Below are 24,355 nucleotides of genomic sequence, written 5' to 3' on the forward strand. Positions count from 1 at the left end.
ATGTTTTATTCTACTAGTTTTGATGTTATTGTTGTTGGAGGAGGTCATGCTGGAACAGAAGCGGCATTAGCTTCTGCAAGAATGGGGTGTAATACTTTATTGATTACTCATAATATAGATACGCTTGGACAGATGTCTTGTAACCCAGCAATTGGTGGGATAGGGAAGGGACATTTAGTGAAAGAAATTGATGCGATGGGTGGCATGATGGCGCGTGCTATCGATAAATCAGGAATTCAATTTAGAATACTTAATAGCAGTAAAGGAGCAGCTGTTAGGGCGACACGTGCTCAAGCGGATAAAATGTTATATCGTCAAGTAATACGCTATAATCTTGAACATCAGGAGTCTTTATTAGTTATTCAGGCGTCAGTAGAGGATTTAATAATTGAAAACACTAAAATTGTTGGAGTAGTTGTTCCAAAGATAGGAATAAAATTTCGTTCTTTATCTGTCGTACTAACAACAGGAACATTTCTTAATGGCAAAATACACATCGGGTTAAATAATTATAGTGGAGGACGTGCTGGAGATACAGAATCATCATCGTTATTATCAATACGATTGAAAGAATTATCTCTACGAGTTGGTCGTTTAAAAACAGGAACTTCTCCTCGTGTGCATGCTAAGGGAATAAATTTTGATTGTTTACAGGCGCAAATTAGCGATAATCCTGTTCCTGTATTTTCATTTATAGGTTCTATGAAAGAACATCCTAAACAAATTCCTTGTTACATCACACATACTAATAATCAAACTCATGATATAGTTAAATCAAATTTACATCAAAGCCCTATGTATTCAGGATTAATGAAAGGAATTGCGCCTCGTTATTGTCCGTCTATAGAAGATAAAATAATACGTTTTTCAGATCGTAATTCTCATCAGATTTTTTTAGAACCCGAGGGTTTAACAACGCCCGAGATATATCTTAATGGTATTTCTACTAGTTTACCATTTGATATACAAATACAGATGATTAAATCAATTAGAGGATTAGAAAGAGCTTATATAGTTAGGCCAGGTTATGCGATTGAGTATGATTTTTTTGATCCTCGTGATTTAAAATTGACATTGGAAAGTAAGTTCATTTCTGGTTTATTTTTTTCTGGTCAAATCAATGGTACTACTGGTTATGAAGAAGCAGCTGCTCAGGGGTTATTAGCAGGGATTAATGCAGCTAGATTTTCTCAAAATAAAGAAGGGTGGTATCCTAGAAGAGATCAGGCATATTTAGGGGTGCTTGTAGATGATTTATGTACACATGGGACTGAAGAGCCTTATCGTATGTTTACATCGCGTGCTGAATACCGATTATCTTTACGTGAAGATAATGCTGATTTAAGGTTAACTTCTATTGCGCGAAGATTTGGTTTGATAGATGATCCGAGATGGGAATTTTTTTGTCGTAAAAAAGAAGATATTGAAAAAGAACGCCAAAGATTACGTAATACTTATATCTTTCCGAATAGCACAGATATAACTCAGTTAAATGATTTACTTAAAACGCCTTTAACGCATGAGATTAATGGTGAAGAATTATTAAAAAGACCAGAAATTAATTATGAAAAATTATCTCGGTTGAGCGTTTTTGGTTTATCTACGTTGGATAGTCAGGTGTCTGATCAGATTGAAATTCAAATAAAATATGAGGGTTATATTCGTCGTCAACAAGAGGAAATAAATAGATATGTTTATAATGAGAATGTATTATTGCCGACTGATATAGATTTTAATATTATTTCTGGATTATCTAAAGAAGTAATTGAGAAACTTAATGATTGTAAACCTTGCTCTATTGGACAGGCTTCTAGAATTTCTGGTATAACTCCAGTGGCAATTTTTAATTTATTAATTTGGTTGAAAAAACAAGGTTTATTGGATCGTGGTGTGTGTTAGTTTTATTTGAATGAAATTTATATTTGCGTAAATATTATTTAATTATTGAAAATATTAATATTTTTTTAAATTTATTTAAAATTTAAAGTTGTGAATTATGTGTCTTTGCGAATGATTGTATGAATAAAATATGAAAATTGGTGTTTGTATAAAAATGAGTTTATATATAAATATAATTGAGATGAATGTGTAATTTGTATTTAGAATGGTATATTATTACTTCGATGTAATTATATTTAAATATTTAAAAGCAACGAAATTTTTTTATATTTAAGTTTTTGGTGTTGTGTAGTATTTTATTTTTTATGGTTTATCATATGTATTTATTATATTAATAATTTGTTAGTTGGATAAATTGTTTTTAAAAAAAACGAGGTGATAATTTTGTGCGTAATGTGTTTATGTTGTTGTACTAATAGTGGTTAGTATTAAAGTTTAATATGTTTACTATTTGATTATTGGTTTTGTTTTGGTTTTTAGTGTGTTTTATAAAATTTTTATTAAAATTTATATGAGTTGAAATAATAGTGCGTTGTAAGGAATATTTTTTGAAGGATGATTTATGTCAGGCATAACAGCAGGTAGTTCTCAGGAATATATTGGGCATCATTTACATCATTTACAGTTTGATTTGAGTACTTGTTCATGGATAAATTCAGAAAGTATTTCATCTTTTTGGATATTAAATGTAGATTCTATATTTTTTTCAGTATTATTAGCTGTTGTATTTTTGTTGGTTGCGGGTTGTTCAGTGCAAGTAGCAACTTGTGGAGTTCCTACTAAATTACAGGCTTTTATTGAGCTAATAATACTGTTTGTTAACAGTAATGTAAAAGATATGTTTCATGGTAAAAGTAAATTAATTGCGCCATTATCTATGACTGTTTTTGTTTGGATTTTTTTAATGAATGTTATGGATTTGTTTCCTGTGGATTTATTACCTTATATAGCTAAACATATATTAGGATTGCCTGCATTACGTGTCGTTCCGTCTGCTGATATCAATATAACGCTTTCGATGGCATTAAATATATTTGTACTTGTTGTATATTATGATATCCATATAAATGGTGTGCGCGGTTTTATTAAAGGATTAATGTGGCATCCATTTAATCATTTGACATGTGTGCCTGTGAATTTTATTCTTGAAATTATTGGTTTGTTATCCAAACCGGTGTCATTAAGTCTCAGGTTGTTTGGTAACATGTATTCTGGTGAATTGATTTTTATTTTAATATCTGGCTTATTGCCGTGGTGGGGTCAATGGGTGTTAAGTTTACCGTGGGCTATTTTTCATATTTTAATAGTTGTATTGCAAGCTTTTATTTTTATGGTTTTAACGGTTATTTATCTGTCTACAGCTCATGATTCTTATTTAAAATAAGTGCGTATATAAATAAATAGTATAAGTGTAATTTGAAATATTGTAGATAGGGAGTTATTATGGAGAATTTAAATTTTGATATGTTGTATGTATCTGCAGCAATAATGATGGGCTTGGCAGCAATTGGCGCTGCTATTGGAATTGGTATTTTAGGTAGTAAGTTTTTAGAGGGAGCTGCGCGTCAACCAGACCTTATTCCACTTCTTCGTACTCAATTTTTTATTGTTATGGGATTAGTTGATGCGATACCTATGATTACTGTGGGTTTAGGCTTGTATGTAATGTTTGCTGCGGTTTAGTATCATAATTGGTAAGAGCATATTTATGAATAATAATTAATAATTAGGATTTTATACTGTGAATTTAAATGCAACAATTTTAGGCCAGACTATTTCATTTATTTTGTTTGTTTGGTTTTGTATGAAGTATGTATGGTCTCCATTTATGTCGCTTATTGAGAAGCGTCAGAGAGAAGTTTCTGATAATTTAGCTTTTGCTAATCATGCTAAAATAGAATCTGAACGTGTTAATGCTGAAGCTTTAGTTTGTTTAGATAAAGCCAAAATTAGAGCTCAAGAGATTATAAATCACGCAAATAAGTGTAAAATACAAATTATTAATGACGCTAAATATGAAGCAGAGAGAGAGCAGAATAGGATTCTATCTCAGGCTCGAGAGCAAATTATTTATGAAAGAAAACGTGTTACCGATGAGCTAAGAAAACAGATTGGCAAGCTTATAATTGAGGGTGCAGAAAAAATTATAGAGCGTTCTGTTAATGAAATGATTGATATAGACATTGTAAATAATATTGTTAATAAATTATCGTACGAGGAGTAGATGTTGAGTATGTTTGCAATTGCTCATGAGTATGCCAAAGCTATATTTGATATAGCTTTAGTACGAAAAAATATAAGTGAATGGAAATCAGTACTTGGTTTGTTTTCTAAGATTAGTAAAAATAGTTTAATACAATCTTTATTTTTTAGACGTTTAGAATCAAAAATATTATCAGATATATTTATTGCTGTTTGCGAAGATTATCAGAAATGCCAAATTGATGTTTTTGGTAAAAATTTAATTCGTGTTATGTCGGAAAATAATCGATTATTACTATTACCCGTTGTTTTAAAAGAATTTTCTCATCTACAAGCTCAGTATGTACATTCTATAGAAATAAAAATTATTTCTGCTTGGCCTTTACAACGCAAGCAACTAAAAAAAATTATTGATATAATGACTACTCGTTTATCTGCAAAGGTAAATTTACTGTCTAATATAATAGATAAGAATATATTAGGTGGTATAATTATTTGTATTGGAGATACAATTATTGATGGGAGTATACGTGGACGTATTTTACGTTTAAATCGTATGCTGCAATATTAGTTTTTTAATTATTTAGGTATAGATAGATATAATTATGCAATTAAATTCAAATGAAATCAGTGAATTAATTAAGCAGCGTATTGCTCAATTTGATATAACATTCGAGACTCGTAATGAGGGTACTATTACTTCTGTAGGTGATGGGATTATTCAAATACATGGTTTAACAAATGTTATGCAAGGTGAAATGATAGCGTTACCATCAAATCAGTTTGCTGTAGCATTGAATTTAGAGCGTAATTCTGTAGGCGCTGTAGTTATGGGTTCATATTTAAATGTGTATGAAGGGATGGTGGTAAAGTGTACAGGAAATATATTACGAGTTCCCGTGGGATTAGAGTTATTGGGAAGAGTAGTAAATGCATTAGGCATACCTATAGATAATAAAGGATCAATACAATGTTCGCATTATCTTCCGGTAGAAGCTATAGCACCTAGTGTGATTGATCGAAAATCAATAGATGAACCAATTCAAACTGGATATAAGTCTGTTGATTCTATGGTGCCTATTGGTCGTGGACAGCGTGAATTAATTATAGGAGATCGACAAACTGGAAAATCTGCATTGGCGATAGATACTATTATTAATCAACGTGATAGTGGGGTAAAATGTATTTATGTTGCTATTGGTCAGAAAGCAACAACTGTAGCTAATGTGGTAAAAAAATTAGAAGAACATCATGCTTTAGATAATACTATTGTAGTACTTGCATCTGCTTCTGAGTCTGCTGTATTACAGTATTTAGCTCCTTATGCTGGATGTGCTATGGGTGAATATTTTAGAGATCACGGAGAAGATGCGTTGATTGTATATGATGATCTTTCTAAACAGGCAGTAGCTTATCGTCAAATTTCTTTATTGTTGAGACGTCCTCCGGGGCGAGAAGCGTATCCAGGAGATATATTTTATTTGCATTCTCGTTTGTTAGAACGAGCTTCTCGGGTTAGTTCTGATTATGTTGAACAATGTACTCATGGGAAAATAATAGGAAGGACTGGTTCTTTAACTGCAATACCTATCATTGAAACTCAGGCTGGAGATGTTTCTGCATTTATTCCAACTAATGTTATTTCTATTACTGATGGGCAAATTTTTTTAGAATCTCATTTATTTAATTCAGGAATTAGACCTGCGGTAAATCCAGGAATTTCAGTGTCACGTGTTGGAGGGTCTGCTCAAACCAATATTATGAAAGTATTATCCGGTGGAATTCGTACAGCGTTAGCTCAATATCGTGAATTAGCTGCTTTTTCACAGTTTGCTTCAGAATTGGATGAGGTTACACGTAAACAATTACGGCATGGTCAAAAGATAACTGAATTATTAAAACAAAGACAATATTCTCCTATGTCTATTTCACAACAGTCTATTATTTTGTTTGCAGCAATACATGGTTATTTAGAAGATATTGAAGTATCGAAAATAAGTGATTTTGAGTCTAAATTGATATTATATGTGAATTGTGTAGAAAAGGAGCTGATGAGAATAATTGATAGTAGTGGTGTATATGATACTAATATTGAAAATAAATTTAAAATTATTCTTGAAAATTTTAAATTAAATCAATCTTGATAGATGATGGATTTAAATCGGTTCATTGTAGCGTAGGAATATTAACATGTCTAGTTCACAAGAGATACGTTTAAAAATAGACAGTATACGTAATATACAGAAAATTGCTAAAGCTATGGAGATGATTTCTGTTTCTAAGATTCATAAAACACAAAATCGCATGTTAATAAACAAACCGTATTCGGAAACTATTCGTAAGGTAATTAGTCATATTGCTTCAGGAACATTAGAATATAAACATCCTTATTTTATAGATAGAAATATAAAATCTATAGGTTATTGGGTAGTATCAACAGATAGAGGATTAACGGGAGGGTTAAATATTAATTTATTTAGGATGTTGTTGTGCGACATCAGTAGATGGAATGATGCAGGAATATCTGTTAAAGTAGCTGTGATTGGTGCAAAAGCCGCTTCTTTTTTCAATTGTGTAAAACAAGCAAAAATAGTGAGTTGTATTTCTGGAATTGGAGATACTCCTAAAATGTTATCGTTGATCGGTTCAGTGAGAGTAATGTTGGAATTATACGGTAGTAATGAGATAGATAGATTGTATTTAGTATATAATAAATTTGTTAATACTTTGTCTCAGATTCCTCAAATTTTACAGATTTTACCAATTGTTTCTATAGATAAAACTATGTTACAAATTAAATATTGGGATTATTTGTATGAGCCTGATTCTAAAACATTATTAAATAGTTTGTTGAAACGGTACATTGAATCACAAGTTTATCAAGGGGTGTTAGAAAATTTAGTTAGCGAACAATCTGCTCGAATGGTAGCGATGAAAACTGCTTCGGATAATGGAGAGGTTTTAATTAGCGATTTAAAATTGCTTTATAATAAAGTCAGGCAAACTAAAATTACAAAAGAACTTACAGAAATTATTTCGGGAGCTTCTGTAATATAGTAGATAACATAGTAGAGTTGAAAGTATGTATGATATCATGAATATTTGTTCTGGAAAAATAATTCAGGTTATTGGAGCCGTGGTTGATGTTGCGTTTAAACGAGATTCGGTTCCTACTGTATATCATGCGCTTGAAGTATGTATTGATAATTCTAATAAAAAGTTAATATTAGAGGTAGCACAACAATTAGGTGGAGGTGTAGTACGTTGTATAGCTATGGGGAATACGGATGGATTGCGTCGAGGATTAATAGCGGTCAATTTAAAACGTTCTATTGAAGTTCCAGTAGGAAAGGAAACTTTGGGTCGCGTAATGAATGTGTTAGGTGAGCCAATTGATATGAAAGGACCTATTAAAGAGAAAGAAAGATGGTCTATTCATAGATCAGCTCCTCTTTATTCTGAACTATCTACTAGTCAGGAACTTTTAATTACTGGTATTAAAGTAATTGATTTAATGTGTCCGTTTTCTAAGGGAGGTAAAGTTGGTCTGTTTGGGGGAGCTGGTGTTGGTAAGACTGTTAATATGATGGAGCTTATTCGTAATATTGCTGTAGAACATTCTGGTTATTCAGTATTTGTTGGTGTTGGAGAACGTACTCGAGAAGGCAATGATTTTTATCATGAAATGATAAATTCTCATGTCATTGATAAAGTTGCGTTAGTGTATGGTCAAATGAATGAGCCTCCTGGAAATAGATTGCGTGTAGCGTTGACTGGTTTGACTATGGCAGAAAAATTCAGAGATGAAGGGTATGATGTGTTATTATTTATAGATAATATTTATCGTTATACTCTTGCTGGTACTGAGGTATCTGCGTTGTTAGGGCGCATTCCATCTGCGGTAGGATATCAGTCTACATTATCTGAAGAAATGGGTATGTTGCAAGAACGCATTACTTCGACAAGATTGGGGTCAATTACTTCTGTGCAAGCAGTGTATGTGCCTGCAGATGATCTAACAGATCCATCTCCTGCTACTACTTTTTCTCATTTAGATGCAACTATAGTTTTAAGTCGTCAAATTGCTGCTCTTGGTATTTATCCTGCAGTGGATCCATTAGATTCTAATAGTCAACAATTAAATCCACTTATCGTAGGACAGGAACATTACGATGTTGCTCGAGGTGTTAAATCTATTTTGCAACGTTATCAAGAACTTAAGGATATTATTGCTATTTTAGGGATGGAAGAATTATCAGAAGAAGATAAATTGATAGTGTTACGTTCACGAAAGATTCAGCGGTTTTTATCACAACCTTTTTTTGTTGCTGAAGTATTTACTGGTTTTTCTGGCGCATATGTTTCTTTAGCAGATACTATCAAAGGATTTAAAGGAATTATAGAGGGAAATTATGATCATATTCCGGAACAAGCATTTTATATGGTAGGCACCATCGAAGAAGTTATAGAAAAAAATAAAACACTTTAATTTTTTTATTTATAGAGATAAAGGCATCATAGTATGACTATATGTACTTATAACTTGACTGTTGTTTCTGTTGAAAGACAGATATTTTCTGGAATAGTACATAAAATTCAAGTAGTAGGTACCGAAGGTGAAATGGGTATTTTTTCAGGTCATGTTCCATTGCTTGCGTCAATTAAACCAGGTGTGTTACGTATAGTAAAATCGTGTGGTAACGAAGAGTATATGTATATATCTGGGGGTATAATTGAAGTTCAGAGAGATATGGTGACGATATTAGCAGATACAGCCATTCGCGCTGAAGAGTTAGATGAAAAAAAAGCTAAAGAAGCGAAACGTGAAGCTGAAGAACATATTAAGCGAGCACGACATAGCGATAACGTAGATTATATTAAAATTGCTTCAAAAATATCTAAAGCCGTTGCTCAACTTAGATTAATTGAATTAAATAAAAAAAATAAAAATTATTAATTTATACTAATGATAGTAGCGGTGACTATTACTATTAAAATAATTGTGTTTATAGAAATTTTGTTACATTTTCTTATTTTATAAAATATATAGTTTATAGATACAAGTAAGACGAGATATATAGGTTATGTCGGATATTAATATTAGTGTAATTATTCTTGCTGCTGGTAGAGGTAATAGAATGTTGTCTGATATACCAAAAGTATTGTACCAAATTGGTGGAAAACCTATGTTGCAACATATAATTGATTCTGTAACACAGTTAAATGTTAAGTCCGTATATGTAGTATGTGGTTATAAAGGAGAAATGGTAATGCAAACAATTAATACGGACTATAATAATAATGCGCTTCCTATACATTGGATATTACAGCATGATCTTCTTGGCACTGGACATGCTGTGCAGCAAGTGTTATTTTCTATTAATGATAATAATGAAGAAGTTCTTGTTTTGTACGGTGATGTGCCTCTTGTTTCTCATAAAACATTACAGCGCTTGTGTGTTATGAAATCGCAATGTGATATAGGTATGTTAACAGCTATATTACCTGATCCAAATGGATATGGACGTATTATACGAAATCATAAAGGGCATGTGATTGGTGTAATAGAACATGATGATATTAATAATGATGATCATAAAAAAATTAAAGAAATTAATACTGGTGTTTTTATTACTGTTGTCGGATTGTTAAGGTGTTGGTTAGATAGCCTTGTTGCTCATAGATTAAAAAATGAATTTTATTTAACTGATATAATTCGCACAGCTTATCGATCAGGTTGTGTTATACATACTATGTATCCGATTGATACATTTGAAATTATTGGAGTCAATAGTAAATCAGATTTGGTGTATTTGGATAGGCAATATCAACAGAAACAAGCTAAACATTTATTGTCATCAGGAGTAATAATATCCGATCCAAATAGATTTGATTTAAGGGGTACATTGGTATATGGAAAAGATGTGCGTATAGATATAAATGTAATTATTGAAGGACATGTTTCTTTGGGGAATAGGGTACAAATAGGATCAAATTGTGTATTGAAAGATGTAATCATTGAAGATGATGTAATAATTTATCCGTTTTCGATTATTGAAAATTCGAAAATAAGTAGTCAGAGTAGTATTGGACCTTTTGCTCGGTTAAGACCAGGAACTGAATTACAAGAAAAAAGTCATGTGGGGAATTTTGTAGAAATAAAAAATACTTTATTGGGGAAACAATCAAAAGTCAAGCATCTTAGTTATTTAGGTGATGCTAAAATTGGAGCTCAAGTAAATATTGGAGCTGGTGTTATTGTTTGTAATTATGATGGAGTAAAAAAAAATAATACTATTATTGATGATAATGTTTTTATTGGCGCTGATAGTCAGCTAGTCGCTCCGATTATTATTGAAAAAAACGCAATTATTGGAGCCGGAACTACAGTAACTCAAGATGTTTCGGCTGGTGAAACGGTTATCAGCAGGATACGGCAGTTTTCTATTTTAAATTGGAAGCGATCAAAGAAAAATAAATAAATATTTTTTAATCGTGTTATTTATTTAATTATTTTATGTAATTATATTGTATTGCATGAATATATTTGGTACATAAATTATATGAATGTAATATATAACATATGTTTATAACGATTATTTAATTAGAAAATTTTTTGTGAGTTCGCTCATTTATTAATTTCATTAAAAGGTACTACGAATATTGTATTGCAAGTTATTATTTACCAATACAAAATGTTGAGAATATTTTTTCTAACAAATCTTCAGAGGTAAATTTTCCAAATATTTTATTTAATTCGTTATGCGCTAATGTGAGATCTTCTGCAAAAAGTTCATTAATTCCTTTTTCTGAGAAGGATAGTAGTTGTTTTTGAGCAGATGAAAGATATAAGATAGATTTTTTTAGTGCATTTAAATGACGTCTTCGAGCGATAAAATTTCCTTGGTTTTCAGAAGGGTGATGATGAAGGTGATATTTCAGTGTTTCGGATCGTATATGATTACTGAGGTGTTTTTGTAATAAATTTATTCCATCATTAAATAAGGCTGACAAGGTAATAAGTGTACAATTTTTTTTTGTGCTAATGCCAATTGTTTCTTCAGTTAAATCAGATTTATTGCGTATTATTGTAATAGGAACTCTTTTATTCTTTTCAATTAACATTGTTTTTATGTATTGTATTAAAATGTTGTATTCTTTGTTTGTATCGTCGTTGGAGTCAATTACCCATAATATATGATCTGCATTATTTAATTCATCCCATGTACGTTTCATTCCAATTTTTTCTATTTCATTATCGCTGTTTTTTTGTAATCCAGCGGTATCAGTAACATGAAATGCTATGCCGTTCAATTGAATGCACTCATGTAATGTATCTCGCGTAGTACCTGATATTGTACTTACGATAGCTCTGTCAATACCGATTAATGCGTTAAATAAGCTAGATTTTCCAGCGTTTGGCTTTCCAGCAATTACTACTTTTATTCCTTCACGTAGTAAGACTCCGTGGCAAGCTGATTTATATATTTGTTGTATATTTTTTATAATATTTTTTAAAATTTTTTTGGTATCGTTATATGATTTAACACTAATTTCTTCTTCTGAAAAGTCAATAGATGATTCTACGTGTACACGTAAATTTGTAAGTTTTTCTGATACTACATGTATTTGATTAGAAAAAGTTCCTTGTAGAGAATTTGATGCTGATTTTGCCGCTTGATATGAAGTGGCGTCGATAATATCAGATATTGCTTCTGCTTGGATGAGATCTATTTTATCATTTAAGAATGCTCTTTGAGTAAATTCTCCTGGATGCGCTATTCTTATGTTAGAAGATGTTTTTAAAATACGTTTTAATAATAGATCTAGTATCATTTGCCCGCTATGTCCATGGATTTCTAATACGTTTTCTCCCGTGAAAGAATTTGGTTCAGGAAAAAATAGAGCTATTATTTGTTCTAATATAGAACCATCTGTATCTAAAAACGGTAAATATTCTGCTTTTCTTGGCGCAGGTATTTTCCCTAGTAATTTAGGAGCGATTGTAGGGACTGATTTTCCAGATATTCGTATAACACCGATACCTCCACGTCCTGGAGGAGTTGAAATAGCTACTATTGTATCCATTATGTAACTCGTAATTTTATTATTTTTTCAAATATATTAAAGAAAATAAGATGATATATTTTTATTTTGTCAAAAGTTATTTATATGAAATGTATTATTTATAAATTTTTTTATTATGTAGTCCTTTTCTTTCTAATCCTTGATAAATTATTTGTTGTTGAATAATAGTAATTACATTACTTGCTATATAGTATAGCACTAATCCTGATGGAAACCATAAAAAAAATATAGTAAAAATTATCAACATAACAGTCATCATTTTTTTTTGAATTGTATCAGTAACAGTGGTAGGTGACATTTTTTGTATAAAAAACATAGTCATTCCCATTACTATGGGTAGTATATAATAGGGATCTTGAGCAGATAAATCATGAATCCAAAAAGCAAACTTGGCGTGTCTTAATTCTACAGAACTTGATAGCATGTAATATAATGCTAAGAATATAGGCATTTGGATTAATAGAGGTAAACATCCTCCTAATGGATTTACTTTTTCTTCTTTATATAATTCCATAGTTTTTTGATGATATTTATATTTGTCATGTTTATATTCTTTTTGTATTGTAGATAACTTAGGTTGTAGCATGCGTATTTTTGCCATAGCAGTATATTGCGATTTAGTTAGAGGATACATAACAAAACGTATAATTAATGTTATAATAATAATAGAAATACCCCAATTATTTATGTATGCATGAATGAAATTCAATAATTTAAATAATGGTTGAGAAATGAACCATAACCATCCGTAATCAATGATTAAATCTAAATTTGAAGCTGTTGCTTTCATTTTTTCTTGAATTTTAGGACCTATCCATAAAATAGATTTTAATTCGATTTGTTTACCTATTGGTATGTCAACCCAATCAGATTGAAAACCTATGGATACGTTATCATGATTATTGTCGTGAGTAGTATAAAATGTATTGTTCCCTGGAGTAAGCGGTATCCAGGCTGTTGCAAAATATTTTTGAGATATTGCTACCCATCCATTGTAAGTATTAATTTTTAAGTCCATATTTTTTATATCTTTAAAGCTATATTTTTGATATTTTTTTTTGTCAGTAGAATATGCTGCGCCTCGATAAGAGTATAAAGGAAAGCTATTTTCGTTATTATTGTAATCAAGTGATTTGGAGCAATGTGTAGATTGTGTTAGATTACCAAATAATTGAATTTTTAATGGATAAGTGCTCATATTATTTATTGTGTAGTATACATATATAGAATAATCATTTCTATTAAAAATATAATTTTTGGTATATGTAATTCCGTCGGAGGTATGATGTATTAAGGTTAGTTGTAATTTGTTTTCATTTTTTGGTAGAACATATGTATTTTGATTAGTTTTGGTAATATATAATAATTTCTTGTTATTGAGTGGTGTGTTTAGTGTGTTTTTATTTATTAATCCGCTGTTTGTTTGATATATAAATTTTTGTGAATTACTTAATAGATGAAAGGGTTTTTTAGCATTTAAACTTTCTAAATAATTTGTCAAATATGCTTCTTCAATATCTCCTCCATAAGTGTTGATTTTTAGTAAAAATACATCTGTTTGTACTGTAATTATATGATGATTTTTGTTATAAATATATTTCGCTTCGTCATTATTTTCGGAACTAAATAGTGGATGTGTATTTTCGTATGTATGTATTTTTTGAGTATTAATGTTTTGATGGTATTCCGATTGCCATGTTTGCCACAGTATGAATGACATAATTAAAAAAGCTATCACAAAGAAATGACGTTGCGAATCCATGTTGATTATGTCCTGAATGTATAAGTATGAATAAGACTTAAAATTTTCATTATTTTTCAAAGTTAAAGGATGACATTGTAATATACGTACACATATCATCCATATGCCTTTTAGTACTCCAAATTTATGTATTGACTTAATTCCATATTGAGAACATGTGATTTGGAAACGACAATGATGGCCCAATATGGGACTAATGCTGATTTGGTATATATATATTAACCATATTATTATTTTTTTGATTAACACACATGGTGATACCATAATTTTTCAAGATTTTTTATTAATACATGATTTTTAAAGTGAGTGATTTCTTTTGAGTGAATAACGAACACAAAATCTTTAGATAATAAATTATGTTGATTTATGCGAAAGGTTTCACGCATGTGTCTTTTAACTCGATTTCGTTCATGAGCACGTTTTACGTATTTTTTTGAAATAGCCAATCCAATGCGAGGATATCCTAATTGGTTAGCTCTACTTAACAAAGTTATTCCGGCGGTTTTAACACGTTCTGGTTTTTGAAAGACAAAAATAAAATCATTTAGATTTAACAATCGTGCTCGTTTAGGTAAAAATCTTTTATTCATTTAGCTACATTAATAGTCTCTGCTGTTATTATATTTGATTATTGTACTTGATGGATTTAAATAGATCCGCTTAATCGGATACGTCCTTTTGATCTACGTCTCGATAATATTTGACGTCCTTGTTTTGTTGCCATTCTTACTCGAAATCCGTGTGTTCTATTACGTTTTAATATGGAAGGCTGAAAGGTGCGTTTCATATTTAAATTTTCTTTTATATTTGTTTAAATTAATAATAATTTTTAATATTTTGTATTGTAAATTACATTATGCAATATTTGATGCTGATTCTACAGTATAAGGTATTTAAAGTCAAAAATATTTAAGATTTAATTGTTTACTTTTTTATAAATAATGAATTTTATTGTAATAACCTTAACAAAGGATGATTAATTATCTGTATATGTTATATGATTTTAATATATTCAGGTGCATTTACATTTTTTATTTTATATTTTATGCTATCATAATGGATGTTTAAGTTTTAAGCTTTAAAAAATAATGTTTTATATAATTATTTGAAGTATTATTTTTAATAAATTTTGTTATTATGAATTTTGTAATTGATAGAAAATCTTTATATCGACCTCTACAAAAAATTATAAGCGTTATTAGTGGACGGCCAAGAATGCTTGTTTTGGGTCATATATTGTTAGAGGTTAATGATGATTATTTATTTATGACCGCTACGAATTTAGAGATAGAAATAATAATTAGGGTACGTTTAGAGTCAAAATGTTCTGTTGGATCTAGTACAATACCAGGGCGAAAATTTTTTGAGATTTGTCGTAGTTTACCTGAATCATCAAGTATTTCTATAGCTTTAAAAGATGATAGATTGATTGTTTGTTCTGGATCTAGTAGATTTTCTTTATCTACATTTTATTCGTCAGATTTTCCTAAATTAGAGAAGTGGAATAATGAGTTAAAATTAGTAATATCGGAAGCTATTTTAAAGAAAATGATTGAATTGACTCAATTTTCTATGGCTAATCAAGATGTACGTTATTATTTAAATGGGGTGTTTTTTGAAACTAAAGGACATATTGTACGTATTGTAGCGACAGATGGACATCGTCTAGCACGTTGCGAGACATCTATGGGGTCGTCATTACCTAGTCAATCCGTTATTATACCTCGTAAAGGAATCATTGAAATATTACGTTTACTAAATATTGAAGAAAGATTAATTAGTATTCAGTCAAATAATAATTTTATTCGTATAGAGGCGGATGATTATATTTTTACTTCTAAATTGATTGATGCTGTATTTCCAAATTATAGTGATATTATTTTTAAGCAACCAAAAAATGTTTTGGAGGTTTCATGTGATATTTTGAAACATGCTTTAAAGCGTGTAGCTATTCTTTCTAATGAAAGACTTCGTATTGTTAAGCTTACTTTGATCGCCAATCAATTAAAAATCACTGCACATAATTTGGAGCATGAAGCATCAGAAGAGGTTTTAGATGTTTCATATTTAGGTAAGAATATGGAAATATCTTTTAATGTAGATTATTTACTTGATGTTCTTTGTGTTATGGATAAACATGTTCTCCAATTCTTTTTTACAAATGAAGTATCTAGTGTTCAAATAGAATGCATATCTCAATGCTATAGTGCAACATATGTTGTTATGCCAATTCGAATATAACAATGATTTGTAGATTATTATATAATAATAATAATATTGACATGTATTTCATATGAAATTGTATATTAAATTTTGGATGTAGAATTAATAGTAACTCAGAATGTATAATTCATGTGTAGAATAATTATACAATTCTGAGTTGAAAATTTCATAAAAAGTGTATATTTGTTTTTTTAAAAAATAAAATATAAAAAATACTAAAATTGATTGTATTTGTATTAAATAAGTTCTAATTTAATAGAATAGTAATAATTGTATAGTTAGATATTTTTGTTAGATATACTTGTAAAAAATAAAATTTCTAATTGTTTTTATATTGTATAGGAACAAGTTAATGTTAAGCGCTTATGATTCTTCAAGTATCAAGATCTTAAAAGGATTAGATGCGGTACGAAAACGTCCTGGAATGTATATTGGAGATACTGATGATGGAACAGGATTGCATCATATGGTATTTGAAGTAGTAGATAATGCTGTTGATGAAGCTATTTCAGGATATTGTCAAGAAATTATAGTAACTGTTTATCAGGATAATTCAGTTTCTGTTCAGGATGATGGTCGAGGTATCCCTACAGGTATACATGAAGAAGAAGGGATATCTGCGGCTGAAGTTATTATGACTATGTTACATGCTGGAGGTAAATTTGATAGCAGTAATTATAAAAATTCGGGAGGATTGCATGGAGTTGGAATTTCGGTGGTAAACGCTTTATCAGAAAAATTAGAGTTAGTCATAAGAAGAGATTCTAAAATATATAAACAGGTTTATCGTCAAGGAAAACCACTGTCACATTTAAAGATAGTAGGTGAGAGTAAGGAAAGTGGAACTACGATACGTTTTTGGCCTAGTCTTACGATATTCACAAATAAGACTGAATTTAAATATGATGTTTTGGCTAGGCGTTTTAGAGAGTTATCGTTTTTAAATTCTGGAATTTCGATTGTTTTACGTGATCGTCGTAATAATAAAAAAGAAAATTTTCGTTGTTCGGGTGGATTAAAAGCTTTTGTGAAATATGTGAGTATTAATAAAACAGCAATTCATCCTAATATGTTTTATTGTATAGGAAAAAAAGGAGATATTGACATAGAAGTTGCGTTACAATGGAATAATAATTTTCAAGAGAAAATATATTCTTTTACTAATAATATTCCTCAACGAGATGGTGGTACTCATTTGTCGGGGTTAAGAACAGCTATTACACGTACAATGCATTTTTATATAGATAAAGAAGAATATAATAAAAAAACTAAAGTCATTACAACAGGAGATGATGTTAGAGAAGGACTTGTTGCTATATTATCTATTAAAATACCGGACCCAAAGTTTTCTTCGCAAACTAAAGATAAATTGATTTCTTCTGAAGCCAAAACTGCTGTCGAGTCATTAGTGTATGAAAAATTAGTGGAGTTTTTTTTAGAAAATCCAGTAGATTCTAAAAATATAGTAAATAAAATTGTAGGAGCTGCTCGTGCTAGAGAGGCAGCACGAAAAATTAGAGATTTAACACGTCGTAAAGGATTGTCGGATTTCTCGATATTACCAGGTAAGTTAGCTGATTGTCAAGAAAAAAATCCAGTTTATTCTGAATTATATTTAGTGGAAGGAGATTCTGCTGGTGGTTCCGCAAAGCAAGGTAGAAATCGTAAAAATCAAGCAATTTTACCGCTTAAAGGTAAAATATTGAATGTAGAAAAAGCACGTTTCGACAAAATGTTGAATTCCCAGGAAGTAATGACGTTGGTTACTGCTCTTGGTTGCGGGATTGGACCAAACGAGTATAACTTAGATAAATTAAGATATCATAATATCATAGTTATGACAGACGCAGATGTTGACGGAGCGCATATTCGTACTTTATTATTGACTTTTTTTTATCGTCAAATGCCAGAAATTATCGAGAGGGGGCACATATTTATTGCGCAGCCTCCTTTATATAAAGTACAGAAAGGATATCAAGAACAGTATCTTAAAGATGAAGAATCTATGAATAGATATCAAATGTCGATGGTAGTGGATAATGCACGTTTTTATATGAATCCTGATATATCTCCTTTGACAGGTAAAACATTAGAACAATTAATCTTTGAATATTATTTAATACAAAAAATAATAATTCGTATGGAACGTCGGTTTCCAAAGATATTACTTAAGGGATTAATTCATCATTCAGTTTTATCTGAAGAACAATGGTATTGTTATGAGTATGTTGAAGCATGGATGCGATCTTTAGTACAATCATTAGGCACTTTTGAGGAATATGGTGGTAATTATGATTTTGTTATTTTGAAAAATCATAAGTATAAATATTTTGAGCCAATTTTACGTATACGAACATATGGTACTGATGTAGATTATTCATTGAGTATGGATTTTATTAAAAGTTATGAATATAAAAAATTGGTATCTTTTGGAGTGAAAATGGATAGTTTACATCTTTCAAATGCTTACGTAGAATATGGAATATATCGTAAAAAAGTAAATTCTTTTGATCAGGCAATGGAATGGCTTATGCGAGAATCACGGAAAGGATTGATAGTACAGCGTTATAAAGGATTGGGAGAAATGAATCCAGATCAATTATGGGAAACTACTATGAATCCAAAAAATAGATGTATGTTACGTGTTACAATAAAAGATGCAATGGAAGCGGATCGTTTATTTACGACGCTGATGGGTGATTTGGTTGAACCGAGACGTGCTTTTATAGAAGCTAATGCATTAAAAGCAACAAATGTAGATTATTAATATATAAAAATAATTTTTTTTTAATATTATGTTTTATGTAGCAGGTTTTTACTCTTGATAAGATAGGATCGGATAGGTAAATTGTTTATATTTTTGTTTAAATAGAAAGCATCGCGTAATTATATAGTTAATCTTGTATTATGAGTGTAATACATGTTATATATAATTGTTGATTTAAAAAAATAGTAATTTTAAAGTTATTTTTTATTTACATTTGTTTATAAAATTTTAATAATTGTTTTATTAGGAGTATTATATATGCGTAATTTTGATTTTTCGCCGCTGTATGGTTCTGTCATTGGGTTTGATAGATTAGTTAATTTTTTAGAGATTGGACAAAGCAATGGGAGTTATCCTCCTTATAATGTTGAATTGGTTAGTGAGCATAAATATTGTATTTCTATTGTGGTAGCTGGTTTTACAAATAACGAGTTAGATATTACAATGCATGATAATATGTTAGTGGTGAAAGGAATACATGTTGATTCTAATCAAAACGCTAAGAATTATTTGTATCAAGGTATTACGGAGCATGATTTTGAGAGAAAATTTCAATTAGCTGAGCATATTCAAATAACAGGTGCAAATTTGGAATATGGTATTCTTTATATACATTTAGAAAGAATATTACCGGATACATTGAAACCAAGACGTATAGAAATTAAGTAATAGTAAATTATTCTTTAATTGTTATAATGATTACATAAACCAGTTTTAACTAACGTATATATGTTAAAACTGGTTTATGTATATTTTGTTTTAATTATTTAGTTAATATTTGTATTGTTATGTGTTTTTTAATAACTAAAAGGTTAAATTAATTTTTTTAAACGCAACTCTGTTTTTAAATAAGCATAAAAAATTGGTGCTGCTATTAGGCCTTCTAATCCAAATATTGATTCCAGTAAAATCATTGAAACTATTAATTCCCAAGGCTTGGCATTAATTCTATTTCCGATAATTTCGGCGTTAAGAAAATATTCTAATTTATGAATTAATACTAAATATACAAGCATTATCATTCCGATACTTAGTGATATAGATAAAGCAGCGATAGTAATGATGATATTAGAAATAATATTTCCTACAATTGGTAAAAGACCTAAAATAAAAGTAATGATTGTTAAAGTTTTTCTTAATGGTAAGGTTTGTCCAAATAATGGAAACAAAATAAAAATCATAATAGATGTTAATAATGTGTTTATTGAAGATATTTTAATTTGAGCAAAAACGATATTATGAAATGCTTGAGAAAGATTATATATGCGTTCTGATAGTTGATTAGTAAAATATGTGTGGTTAGTATATTGTGTTGTAGATTTAGTACAAGATACTAATATTCCAATTGCTAATCCTATTAATAAAGTAATGAGTCCATGTATAAAAGTATGTCCCATATTACGAATAAGAATTAAATTTGATTCAATCCAGGCAAATATTTGATCTTTTAGTTCTTCAGTAGTATTAGGTAAAAAATACGGTAAAAAGTCAGGAATTTTTTTCTTTAAATCGGAAAAAACATGATTAATTTCAATAGAAATACTAATCTTATTAATATCTTCTGTAAAAAAATTAGCACAACTTATAATTCCTATTGTTATAATAACAGTTACACTTATAATGATTAGCATCATTGCTGTCCAACGAGCGCGATTGATTCCAATAAATCGTTCAAGGTAAGAAGCGAAAGATATTATAATTTCATAAGTTAAAAATCCAGAAAAAAAACAAGGAAACAAACCTAATGGTATTACAATAGCTATACATATTAACATTATTAAGTATGAAGTTATTGTAATTGATGTTTGTTGAGAAATCATTGTTTTGTTTCCTAATGTGTATAAACGTTATTAGTATATAATTATTTTTTAATTTGATTATGTATTAAATAGATACACTAAGACTATTATAATTTAATATATAAAAAATATTATTATAACATATAGTATATATATCAAATTAATTACATGTATTAATTTATTTTAAATAGTATATTTGGGTTATATTAATGAATGCATAGACACGTGTTATAAAAGAAAATAAAAATTATATTTAATATTTATCAAATAATTATAAAAATTAAAAATATTTATATTTTTAATTTGTTTATGTATTTATTATGTATATTGATTTTTAATAAAAAATTTATTTTATGTGACAAGATTATATTTTATATTATTACGAACATAGCCGTAATCATATTAATTATTGATACTATATCATAAATATAGTAATTTAAATAAACAAAATAAAATGCATAACAATAATGTAAAAACTTTTCAAGGATTGATACGAATATTGGAGAATTATTGGGAGAATTGTGGCTGTATGATTGCTCAACCATTAGATATAGAAGTTGGTGCGGCTACTTCACATCCTATGACTTTTCTGAATGCTATTGGCCCAGAACCTGCTGCTATTTCTTATGTTCAAATATCTCGTCGACCAATGGATAGTCGTTATGGTCAAAATCCAAATAGATTGCAGCAGTATTATCAGTTTCAAGTAATTATGAAGCCGTCTCCAGAAAATATGCTGCAATTATATTTAGATTCTTTAAGAATTCTTGGATTAAATTGTATAAAGAATGATGTTCGTTTTGTTGAAGATAACTGGGAAAATCCTACGCTTGGAGCGTGGGGATTAGGTTGGGAAATTTGGTTTAATGGTATGGAAATAACACAATTTACTTATTTTCAGCAAATGGGAGGATTGGAATGTAAACCTATTACTGGAGAGATAACTTATGGTTTAGAGCGTTTGGCTTTATTTTTACAGGGTTTAGATAATGTTTATGACTTGGTATGGAGTAATGGTGTGAGCGGACGTATTACATATGGAGACTTATTTTATCAAAATGAATTAGAGCAATCAATTTATAATTGTGAATATACAGATATTGAATTTTTATTCAAAATATTTAATCAATATGAAAATGAGATCAAACATTTGATTACTATGAGACAACCTTTGCCTATCCCAGCGTATGAACAAATTTTAAAGGCAATACATATTTTTAATTTATTAGATGTTAGAAAAGTGATTTCTGTTACGGAAAGAAAGAATTATATTTTGCGTATTCGCAAGTTAACTAAAATGATTGCGGAAGCTTATTATATATCTCGAAAAAAGTTAGGTTTTCCTATGTGCGTGAAGAAGTAAGAATATTATGTTGGGATAGTTGCATAATGAATAAATATACTTTTTTAGTAGAAATTGGTACTGAATCATTACCGTCTGGAATTTTGAAAAGATTAGGAAGGGATTTTTTTTATCAGATTATGGATGGTTTAAAAAAACATCACATTTTTTATGCCAATCCTAGCTGGTTTGCATCTTCGTGTCGTTTAGCTGTCAAAGCTAAAATAAGTGTAAAAAGTGATTTTAATATTAATATTGTTCATGTGCATGAGACAAATGATAGTGACAATTTGTGTGATTTGCATGTTCAAGATACGTGTATTAATGTTATTTCTGTAGATAATACAAATATAAATGTCAAAAATAATATACAAATTAATAATTTTCAGGAAGTATCAAAATATGATGAAAATACAGTAATACATCAGAATTTAAAAGTTTTGTTATACGACGTGGTTAATTTTGCTTTAGAAAGATTACGCAATTATAAAATGATGCGCTGGGGAGACGTAGATGTGCCTTTTATTCGGCCTGTTCGTAGTGTTACTATATTATTGGATACGTATCTAATTCCAGGTCGTTTTTTTGGTATTGATACAAGTCGAATATTGTATGGTAATAGATTTATGGAACAGAATAAAATCTCTCTTGAACATGCAGATCATTATCCGGATCTTTTAAATAAAAATGGTTGGGTGATAGCTGATTATGATATACGTAAGAATATTATACATGTAGAAGTAGAAAAAGAAGCTAAAAAACTTGGAGGTATTGTAAATATTATTAAGGATGAGAATTTATTATTAGAAGAAGTTACTGCTCAAGTAGAATGGCCTGTGGTACTTTCTGGCAGGTTTGATAAAAGATTTTTAATACTGCCATGCGAAGTAATACTTCATATTATGAGATATGACCAAAAATATTTTCCAGTATTTAATTCTATTGATGGAACGTTGTTACCGTGTTTCATTTTTGTAGCACATACAGTTTCAGATAATTATGAACAGATCATTGCTGGTCATGAACGAGTAATAACGCCACGTTTGATGGATGCAGAATTTTTTTTGAGAAATGATAACAAATGTCGTTTAGAAGATTATATACCTAAATTAAATTCAGTATTATTTCATAGTAGGCTCGGAACTTTGCGGGATAAAAGTTTTCGTATCCAAATGTTATCTGGATGGATAGCTGATCAAATAGGTGAGGACATAAATCAAGCAAAGCGTGCTGGATACTTATGTAAATGTGATCTTATGAGCAATATGGTGTGTGAGTTTCCTTCTGCTCAAGGTACTATTGGTATGTATTATGCTCGTCGTGATGGTGAATCAGAGAAAATAGCTTTAGCACAAAAAGAGCATTATCAACCACGGTTTTCTGAAGATAAATTACCTACTAGTCTTATTTCTTGCGCTGTCTCTATTGCTGATAAAATAGATACTATATCGGGTATATTTGGGATTAAAGAGTTTCCCAAAGGTAATAGAGATCCATTTGCTTTAAAAAGATGTGCCATAGGAATCTTGCGTATTCTTATACATAAAAACTTGTCATTGAATTTATTTGAGTTGATACAGGAATCAGTAAAGTTGTATGGTCCAAAATTAATTAATGTAACAGTTATTAATGATGTTTATAATTTTATATGTAATCGTTTGTATTCATGGTATTCTTCAAGAGGTTATAGAACAGATATTATTAGAGCTGTTTTGCGCGTTGAAAACTCTTGTATGGTAGATGTTAATGATCGAGTGGAAGCAGTAATTACTTTTTGTCGATTACAACAAAGGGAAAGCATTAAGTTGTATTTAGTTTATAAACGCATATCAAATATTTTGTCGAAAAAACAAATTCATTACAACAGAGACGTGAAAGATTCTTTATTAAAAATGCCAGAAGAAATATATCTGGCTAAACAAGCAGCTTTAATAGAGAATAAAGTACGATCATTGTGTGTTCAGCATCGTTACTATGATGCATTAATTACTATTATTACAATATTTAATGCAGTAAGTACGTTTTTTGACAATGTCGTCATTATGGATAAAAATGTGAATATTCAAATTAATCGATTGACTTTATTGAATAAAGTTAAAAATTTATTTTTAAAAGTGGCAGATATTTCTTTGTTACATATATCGTGATATATCACATGTATTTTTAAGTGATTCATTATTTGCATTAAATCACGTAACAAATCACTTAAAAATATTAAAGCAATTAATTTTGTAGTAATAAATTATTAAGTTTTGTATATAAAAGTGAATATA

The 24,355-nt window shown here is 29.5% G+C and carries 20 protein-coding genes; 15 read left to right on the forward strand and 5 right to left on the reverse strand.

What is annotated here, in order from left to right:
- From mnmG to glmU, 10 genes are all read left to right on the forward strand, one after another.
- Window positions 1–1,899, forward strand: coding sequence for a tRNA uridine-5-carboxymethylaminomethyl(34) synthesis enzyme MnmG (gene mnmG / locus Bsayi582_RS00005; protein ID WP_500815777.1), 1,899 nt, complete (start codon window positions 1–3; stop codon window positions 1,897–1,899).
- A gap of 562 nt (window positions 1,900–2,461) precedes the next feature.
- A complete protein-coding gene (gene atpB, locus Bsayi582_RS00010; protein WP_500815778.1) occupies window positions 2,462–3,283 on the forward strand; it encodes a F0F1 ATP synthase subunit A in 822 nt (273 codons plus the stop codon).
- 59 nt (window positions 3,284–3,342) lie between these two features.
- Complete coding sequence (gene atpE / locus Bsayi582_RS00015; RefSeq protein ID WP_500815779.1) at window positions 3,343–3,582, forward strand: F0F1 ATP synthase subunit C; 240 nt, start codon at window positions 3,343–3,345, stop codon at window positions 3,580–3,582.
- Between the two features lie 58 nt (window positions 3,583–3,640).
- Entirely contained in the window at window positions 3,641–4,123 is a 483-nt protein-coding gene (gene atpF, locus Bsayi582_RS00020; RefSeq protein ID WP_500815780.1) for a F0F1 ATP synthase subunit B, read from the forward strand.
- Window positions 4,124–4,672 carry a F0F1 ATP synthase subunit delta gene (locus Bsayi582_RS00025; protein ID WP_500815781.1) on the forward strand — a complete coding sequence of 183 codons (549 nt, stop codon included), beginning with the start codon at window positions 4,124–4,126 and terminating at the stop codon, window positions 4,670–4,672.
- Between the two features lie 34 nt (window positions 4,673–4,706).
- Window positions 4,707–6,245: a F0F1 ATP synthase subunit alpha gene (gene atpA, locus Bsayi582_RS00030; protein WP_500815782.1), complete on the forward strand. Its 1,539-nt coding sequence runs from the start codon at window positions 4,707–4,709 to the stop codon at window positions 6,243–6,245.
- A gap of 46 nt (window positions 6,246–6,291) precedes the next feature.
- The gene (gene atpG / locus Bsayi582_RS00035) at window positions 6,292–7,158 is read left to right on the forward strand and encodes a F0F1 ATP synthase subunit gamma (protein WP_500815783.1); all 867 of its coding nucleotides are present in this window, start codon (window positions 6,292–6,294) and stop codon (window positions 7,156–7,158) included.
- A 43-nt stretch (window positions 7,159–7,201) separates the two neighbouring features.
- Entirely contained in the window at window positions 7,202–8,590 is a 1,389-nt protein-coding gene (gene atpD / locus Bsayi582_RS00040) for a F0F1 ATP synthase subunit beta (RefSeq protein ID WP_500816114.1), read from the forward strand.
- Window positions 8,591–8,623: 33 nt separating this feature from the next.
- A complete protein-coding gene (locus tag Bsayi582_RS00045) occupies window positions 8,624–9,058 on the forward strand; it encodes a F0F1 ATP synthase subunit epsilon (RefSeq protein WP_500815784.1) in 435 nt (144 codons plus the stop codon).
- A gap of 127 nt (window positions 9,059–9,185) precedes the next feature.
- Complete coding sequence (gene glmU / locus Bsayi582_RS00050; RefSeq protein ID WP_500815785.1) at window positions 9,186–10,583, forward strand: bifunctional UDP-N-acetylglucosamine diphosphorylase/glucosamine-1-phosphate N-acetyltransferase GlmU; 1,398 nt, start codon at window positions 9,186–9,188, stop codon at window positions 10,581–10,583.
- A gap of 196 nt (window positions 10,584–10,779) precedes the next feature.
- On the opposite strand, the gene mnmE is transcribed toward glmU, so the two are convergent.
- The 4 genes from mnmE to rpmH all read right to left on the reverse strand — a co-directional run bounded on the left by mnmE (window position 10,780) and on the right by rpmH (window position 14,738).
- Window positions 10,780–12,189, reverse strand: coding sequence for a tRNA uridine-5-carboxymethylaminomethyl(34) synthesis GTPase MnmE (gene mnmE / locus Bsayi582_RS00055; protein ID WP_500815786.1), 1,410 nt, complete (start codon window positions 12,187–12,189; stop codon window positions 10,780–10,782).
- Between the two features lie 94 nt (window positions 12,190–12,283).
- On the reverse strand, window positions 12,284–14,215 hold the full coding sequence (yidC, locus tag Bsayi582_RS00060; protein WP_500815787.1) for a membrane protein insertase YidC: 1,932 nt from the start codon (window positions 14,213–14,215) through the stop codon (window positions 12,284–12,286).
- Window positions 14,194–14,541 (reverse strand): ribonuclease P protein component, encoded by a 348-nt coding sequence (rnpA, locus tag Bsayi582_RS00065; RefSeq protein WP_500815788.1) that lies wholly within the window; start codon window positions 14,539–14,541, stop codon window positions 14,194–14,196. Before rnpA ends, yidC begins: the two co-directional genes overlap by 22 nt.
- A gap of 56 nt (window positions 14,542–14,597) precedes the next feature.
- Window positions 14,598–14,738 (reverse strand): 50S ribosomal protein L34, encoded by a 141-nt coding sequence (gene rpmH, locus Bsayi582_RS00070; protein ID WP_500815789.1) that lies wholly within the window; start codon window positions 14,736–14,738, stop codon window positions 14,598–14,600.
- A gap of 350 nt (window positions 14,739–15,088) precedes the next feature.
- Between rpmH and dnaN the strand changes: the two genes are divergently transcribed.
- The 3 genes from dnaN to Bsayi582_RS00085 all read left to right on the forward strand — a co-directional run bounded on the left by dnaN (window position 15,089) and on the right by Bsayi582_RS00085 (window position 19,610).
- Window positions 15,089–16,192, forward strand: coding sequence for a DNA polymerase III subunit beta (dnaN, locus tag Bsayi582_RS00075; protein ID WP_500815790.1), 1,104 nt, complete (start codon window positions 15,089–15,091; stop codon window positions 16,190–16,192).
- A 334-nt stretch (window positions 16,193–16,526) separates the two neighbouring features.
- The gene (gyrB, locus tag Bsayi582_RS00080; RefSeq protein WP_500815791.1) at window positions 16,527–18,941 is read left to right on the forward strand and encodes a DNA topoisomerase (ATP-hydrolyzing) subunit B; all 2,415 of its coding nucleotides are present in this window, start codon (window positions 16,527–16,529) and stop codon (window positions 18,939–18,941) included.
- Window positions 18,942–19,199: 258 nt separating this feature from the next.
- Entirely contained in the window at window positions 19,200–19,610 is a 411-nt protein-coding gene (locus Bsayi582_RS00085; protein ID WP_500815792.1) for an Hsp20 family protein, read from the forward strand.
- A 143-nt stretch (window positions 19,611–19,753) separates the two neighbouring features.
- Here Bsayi582_RS00085 and Bsayi582_RS00090 read toward each other — a convergent pair whose 3' ends face one another.
- Entirely contained in the window at window positions 19,754–20,761 is a 1,008-nt protein-coding gene (locus Bsayi582_RS00090) for an AI-2E family transporter (RefSeq protein ID WP_500815793.1), read from the reverse strand.
- A gap of 433 nt (window positions 20,762–21,194) precedes the next feature.
- On the opposite strand from Bsayi582_RS00090, the gene glyQ reads away from it, so the two are divergent.
- Window positions 21,195–22,103, forward strand: coding sequence for a glycine--tRNA ligase subunit alpha (gene glyQ / locus Bsayi582_RS00095; protein WP_500815794.1), 909 nt, complete (start codon window positions 21,195–21,197; stop codon window positions 22,101–22,103).
- Window positions 22,104–22,129: 26 nt separating this feature from the next.
- Window positions 22,130–24,229 carry a glycine--tRNA ligase subunit beta gene (glyS, locus tag Bsayi582_RS00100; RefSeq protein WP_500815795.1) on the forward strand — a complete coding sequence of 700 codons (2,100 nt, stop codon included), beginning with the start codon at window positions 22,130–22,132 and terminating at the stop codon, window positions 24,227–24,229.
- Window positions 24,230–24,355: the final 126 nt, after the last annotated feature.

The sequence above is a fragment of the Candidatus Blochmannia sayi (nom. nud.) genome (assembly GCF_059935855.1).

Bases quoted from the DNA above. Each gene is read 5' to 3' on its own strand.
- glyQ (WP_500815794.1), top strand. From the start codon at position 21,195: ATGCATAACAATAATGTAAAAACTTTTCAAGGATTGATACGAATATTG.
- atpA (WP_500815782.1), top strand. From the start codon at position 4,707: ATGCAATTAAATTCAAATGAAATCAGTGAATTAATTAAGCAGCGTATT.
- yidC (WP_500815787.1), bottom strand. From the start codon at position 14,215: ATGGTATCACCATGTGTGTTAATCAAAAAAATAATAATATGGTTAATA.
- dnaN (WP_500815790.1), top strand. From the start codon at position 15,089: ATGAATTTTGTAATTGATAGAAAATCTTTATATCGACCTCTACAAAAA.
- Bsayi582_RS00085 (WP_500815792.1), top strand. From the start codon at position 19,200: ATGCGTAATTTTGATTTTTCGCCGCTGTATGGTTCTGTCATTGGGTTT.
- Bsayi582_RS00045 (WP_500815784.1), top strand. From the start codon at position 8,624: ATGACTATATGTACTTATAACTTGACTGTTGTTTCTGTTGAAAGACAG.
- rnpA (WP_500815788.1), bottom strand. From the start codon at position 14,541: ATGAATAAAAGATTTTTACCTAAACGAGCACGATTGTTAAATCTAAAT.
- atpB (WP_500815778.1), top strand. From the start codon at position 2,462: ATGTCAGGCATAACAGCAGGTAGTTCTCAGGAATATATTGGGCATCAT.
- atpE (WP_500815779.1), top strand. From the start codon at position 3,343: ATGGAGAATTTAAATTTTGATATGTTGTATGTATCTGCAGCAATAATG.
- gyrB (WP_500815791.1), top strand. From the start codon at position 16,527: ATGTTAAGCGCTTATGATTCTTCAAGTATCAAGATCTTAAAAGGATTA.
- Bsayi582_RS00025 (WP_500815781.1), top strand. From the start codon at position 4,124: ATGTTGAGTATGTTTGCAATTGCTCATGAGTATGCCAAAGCTATATTT.
- Bsayi582_RS00090 (WP_500815793.1), bottom strand. From the start codon at position 20,761: ATGATTTCTCAACAAACATCAATTACAATAACTTCATACTTAATAATG.
- rpmH (WP_500815789.1), bottom strand. From the start codon at position 14,738: ATGAAACGCACCTTTCAGCCTTCCATATTAAAACGTAATAGAACACAC.
- glyS (WP_500815795.1), top strand. From the start codon at position 22,130: ATGAATAAATATACTTTTTTAGTAGAAATTGGTACTGAATCATTACCG.
- mnmG (WP_500815777.1), top strand. From the start codon at position 1: ATGTTTTATTCTACTAGTTTTGATGTTATTGTTGTTGGAGGAGGTCAT.
- atpG (WP_500815783.1), top strand. From the start codon at position 6,292: ATGTCTAGTTCACAAGAGATACGTTTAAAAATAGACAGTATACGTAAT.
- mnmE (WP_500815786.1), bottom strand. From the start codon at position 12,189: ATGGATACAATAGTAGCTATTTCAACTCCTCCAGGACGTGGAGGTATC.
- glmU (WP_500815785.1), top strand. From the start codon at position 9,186: ATGTCGGATATTAATATTAGTGTAATTATTCTTGCTGCTGGTAGAGGT.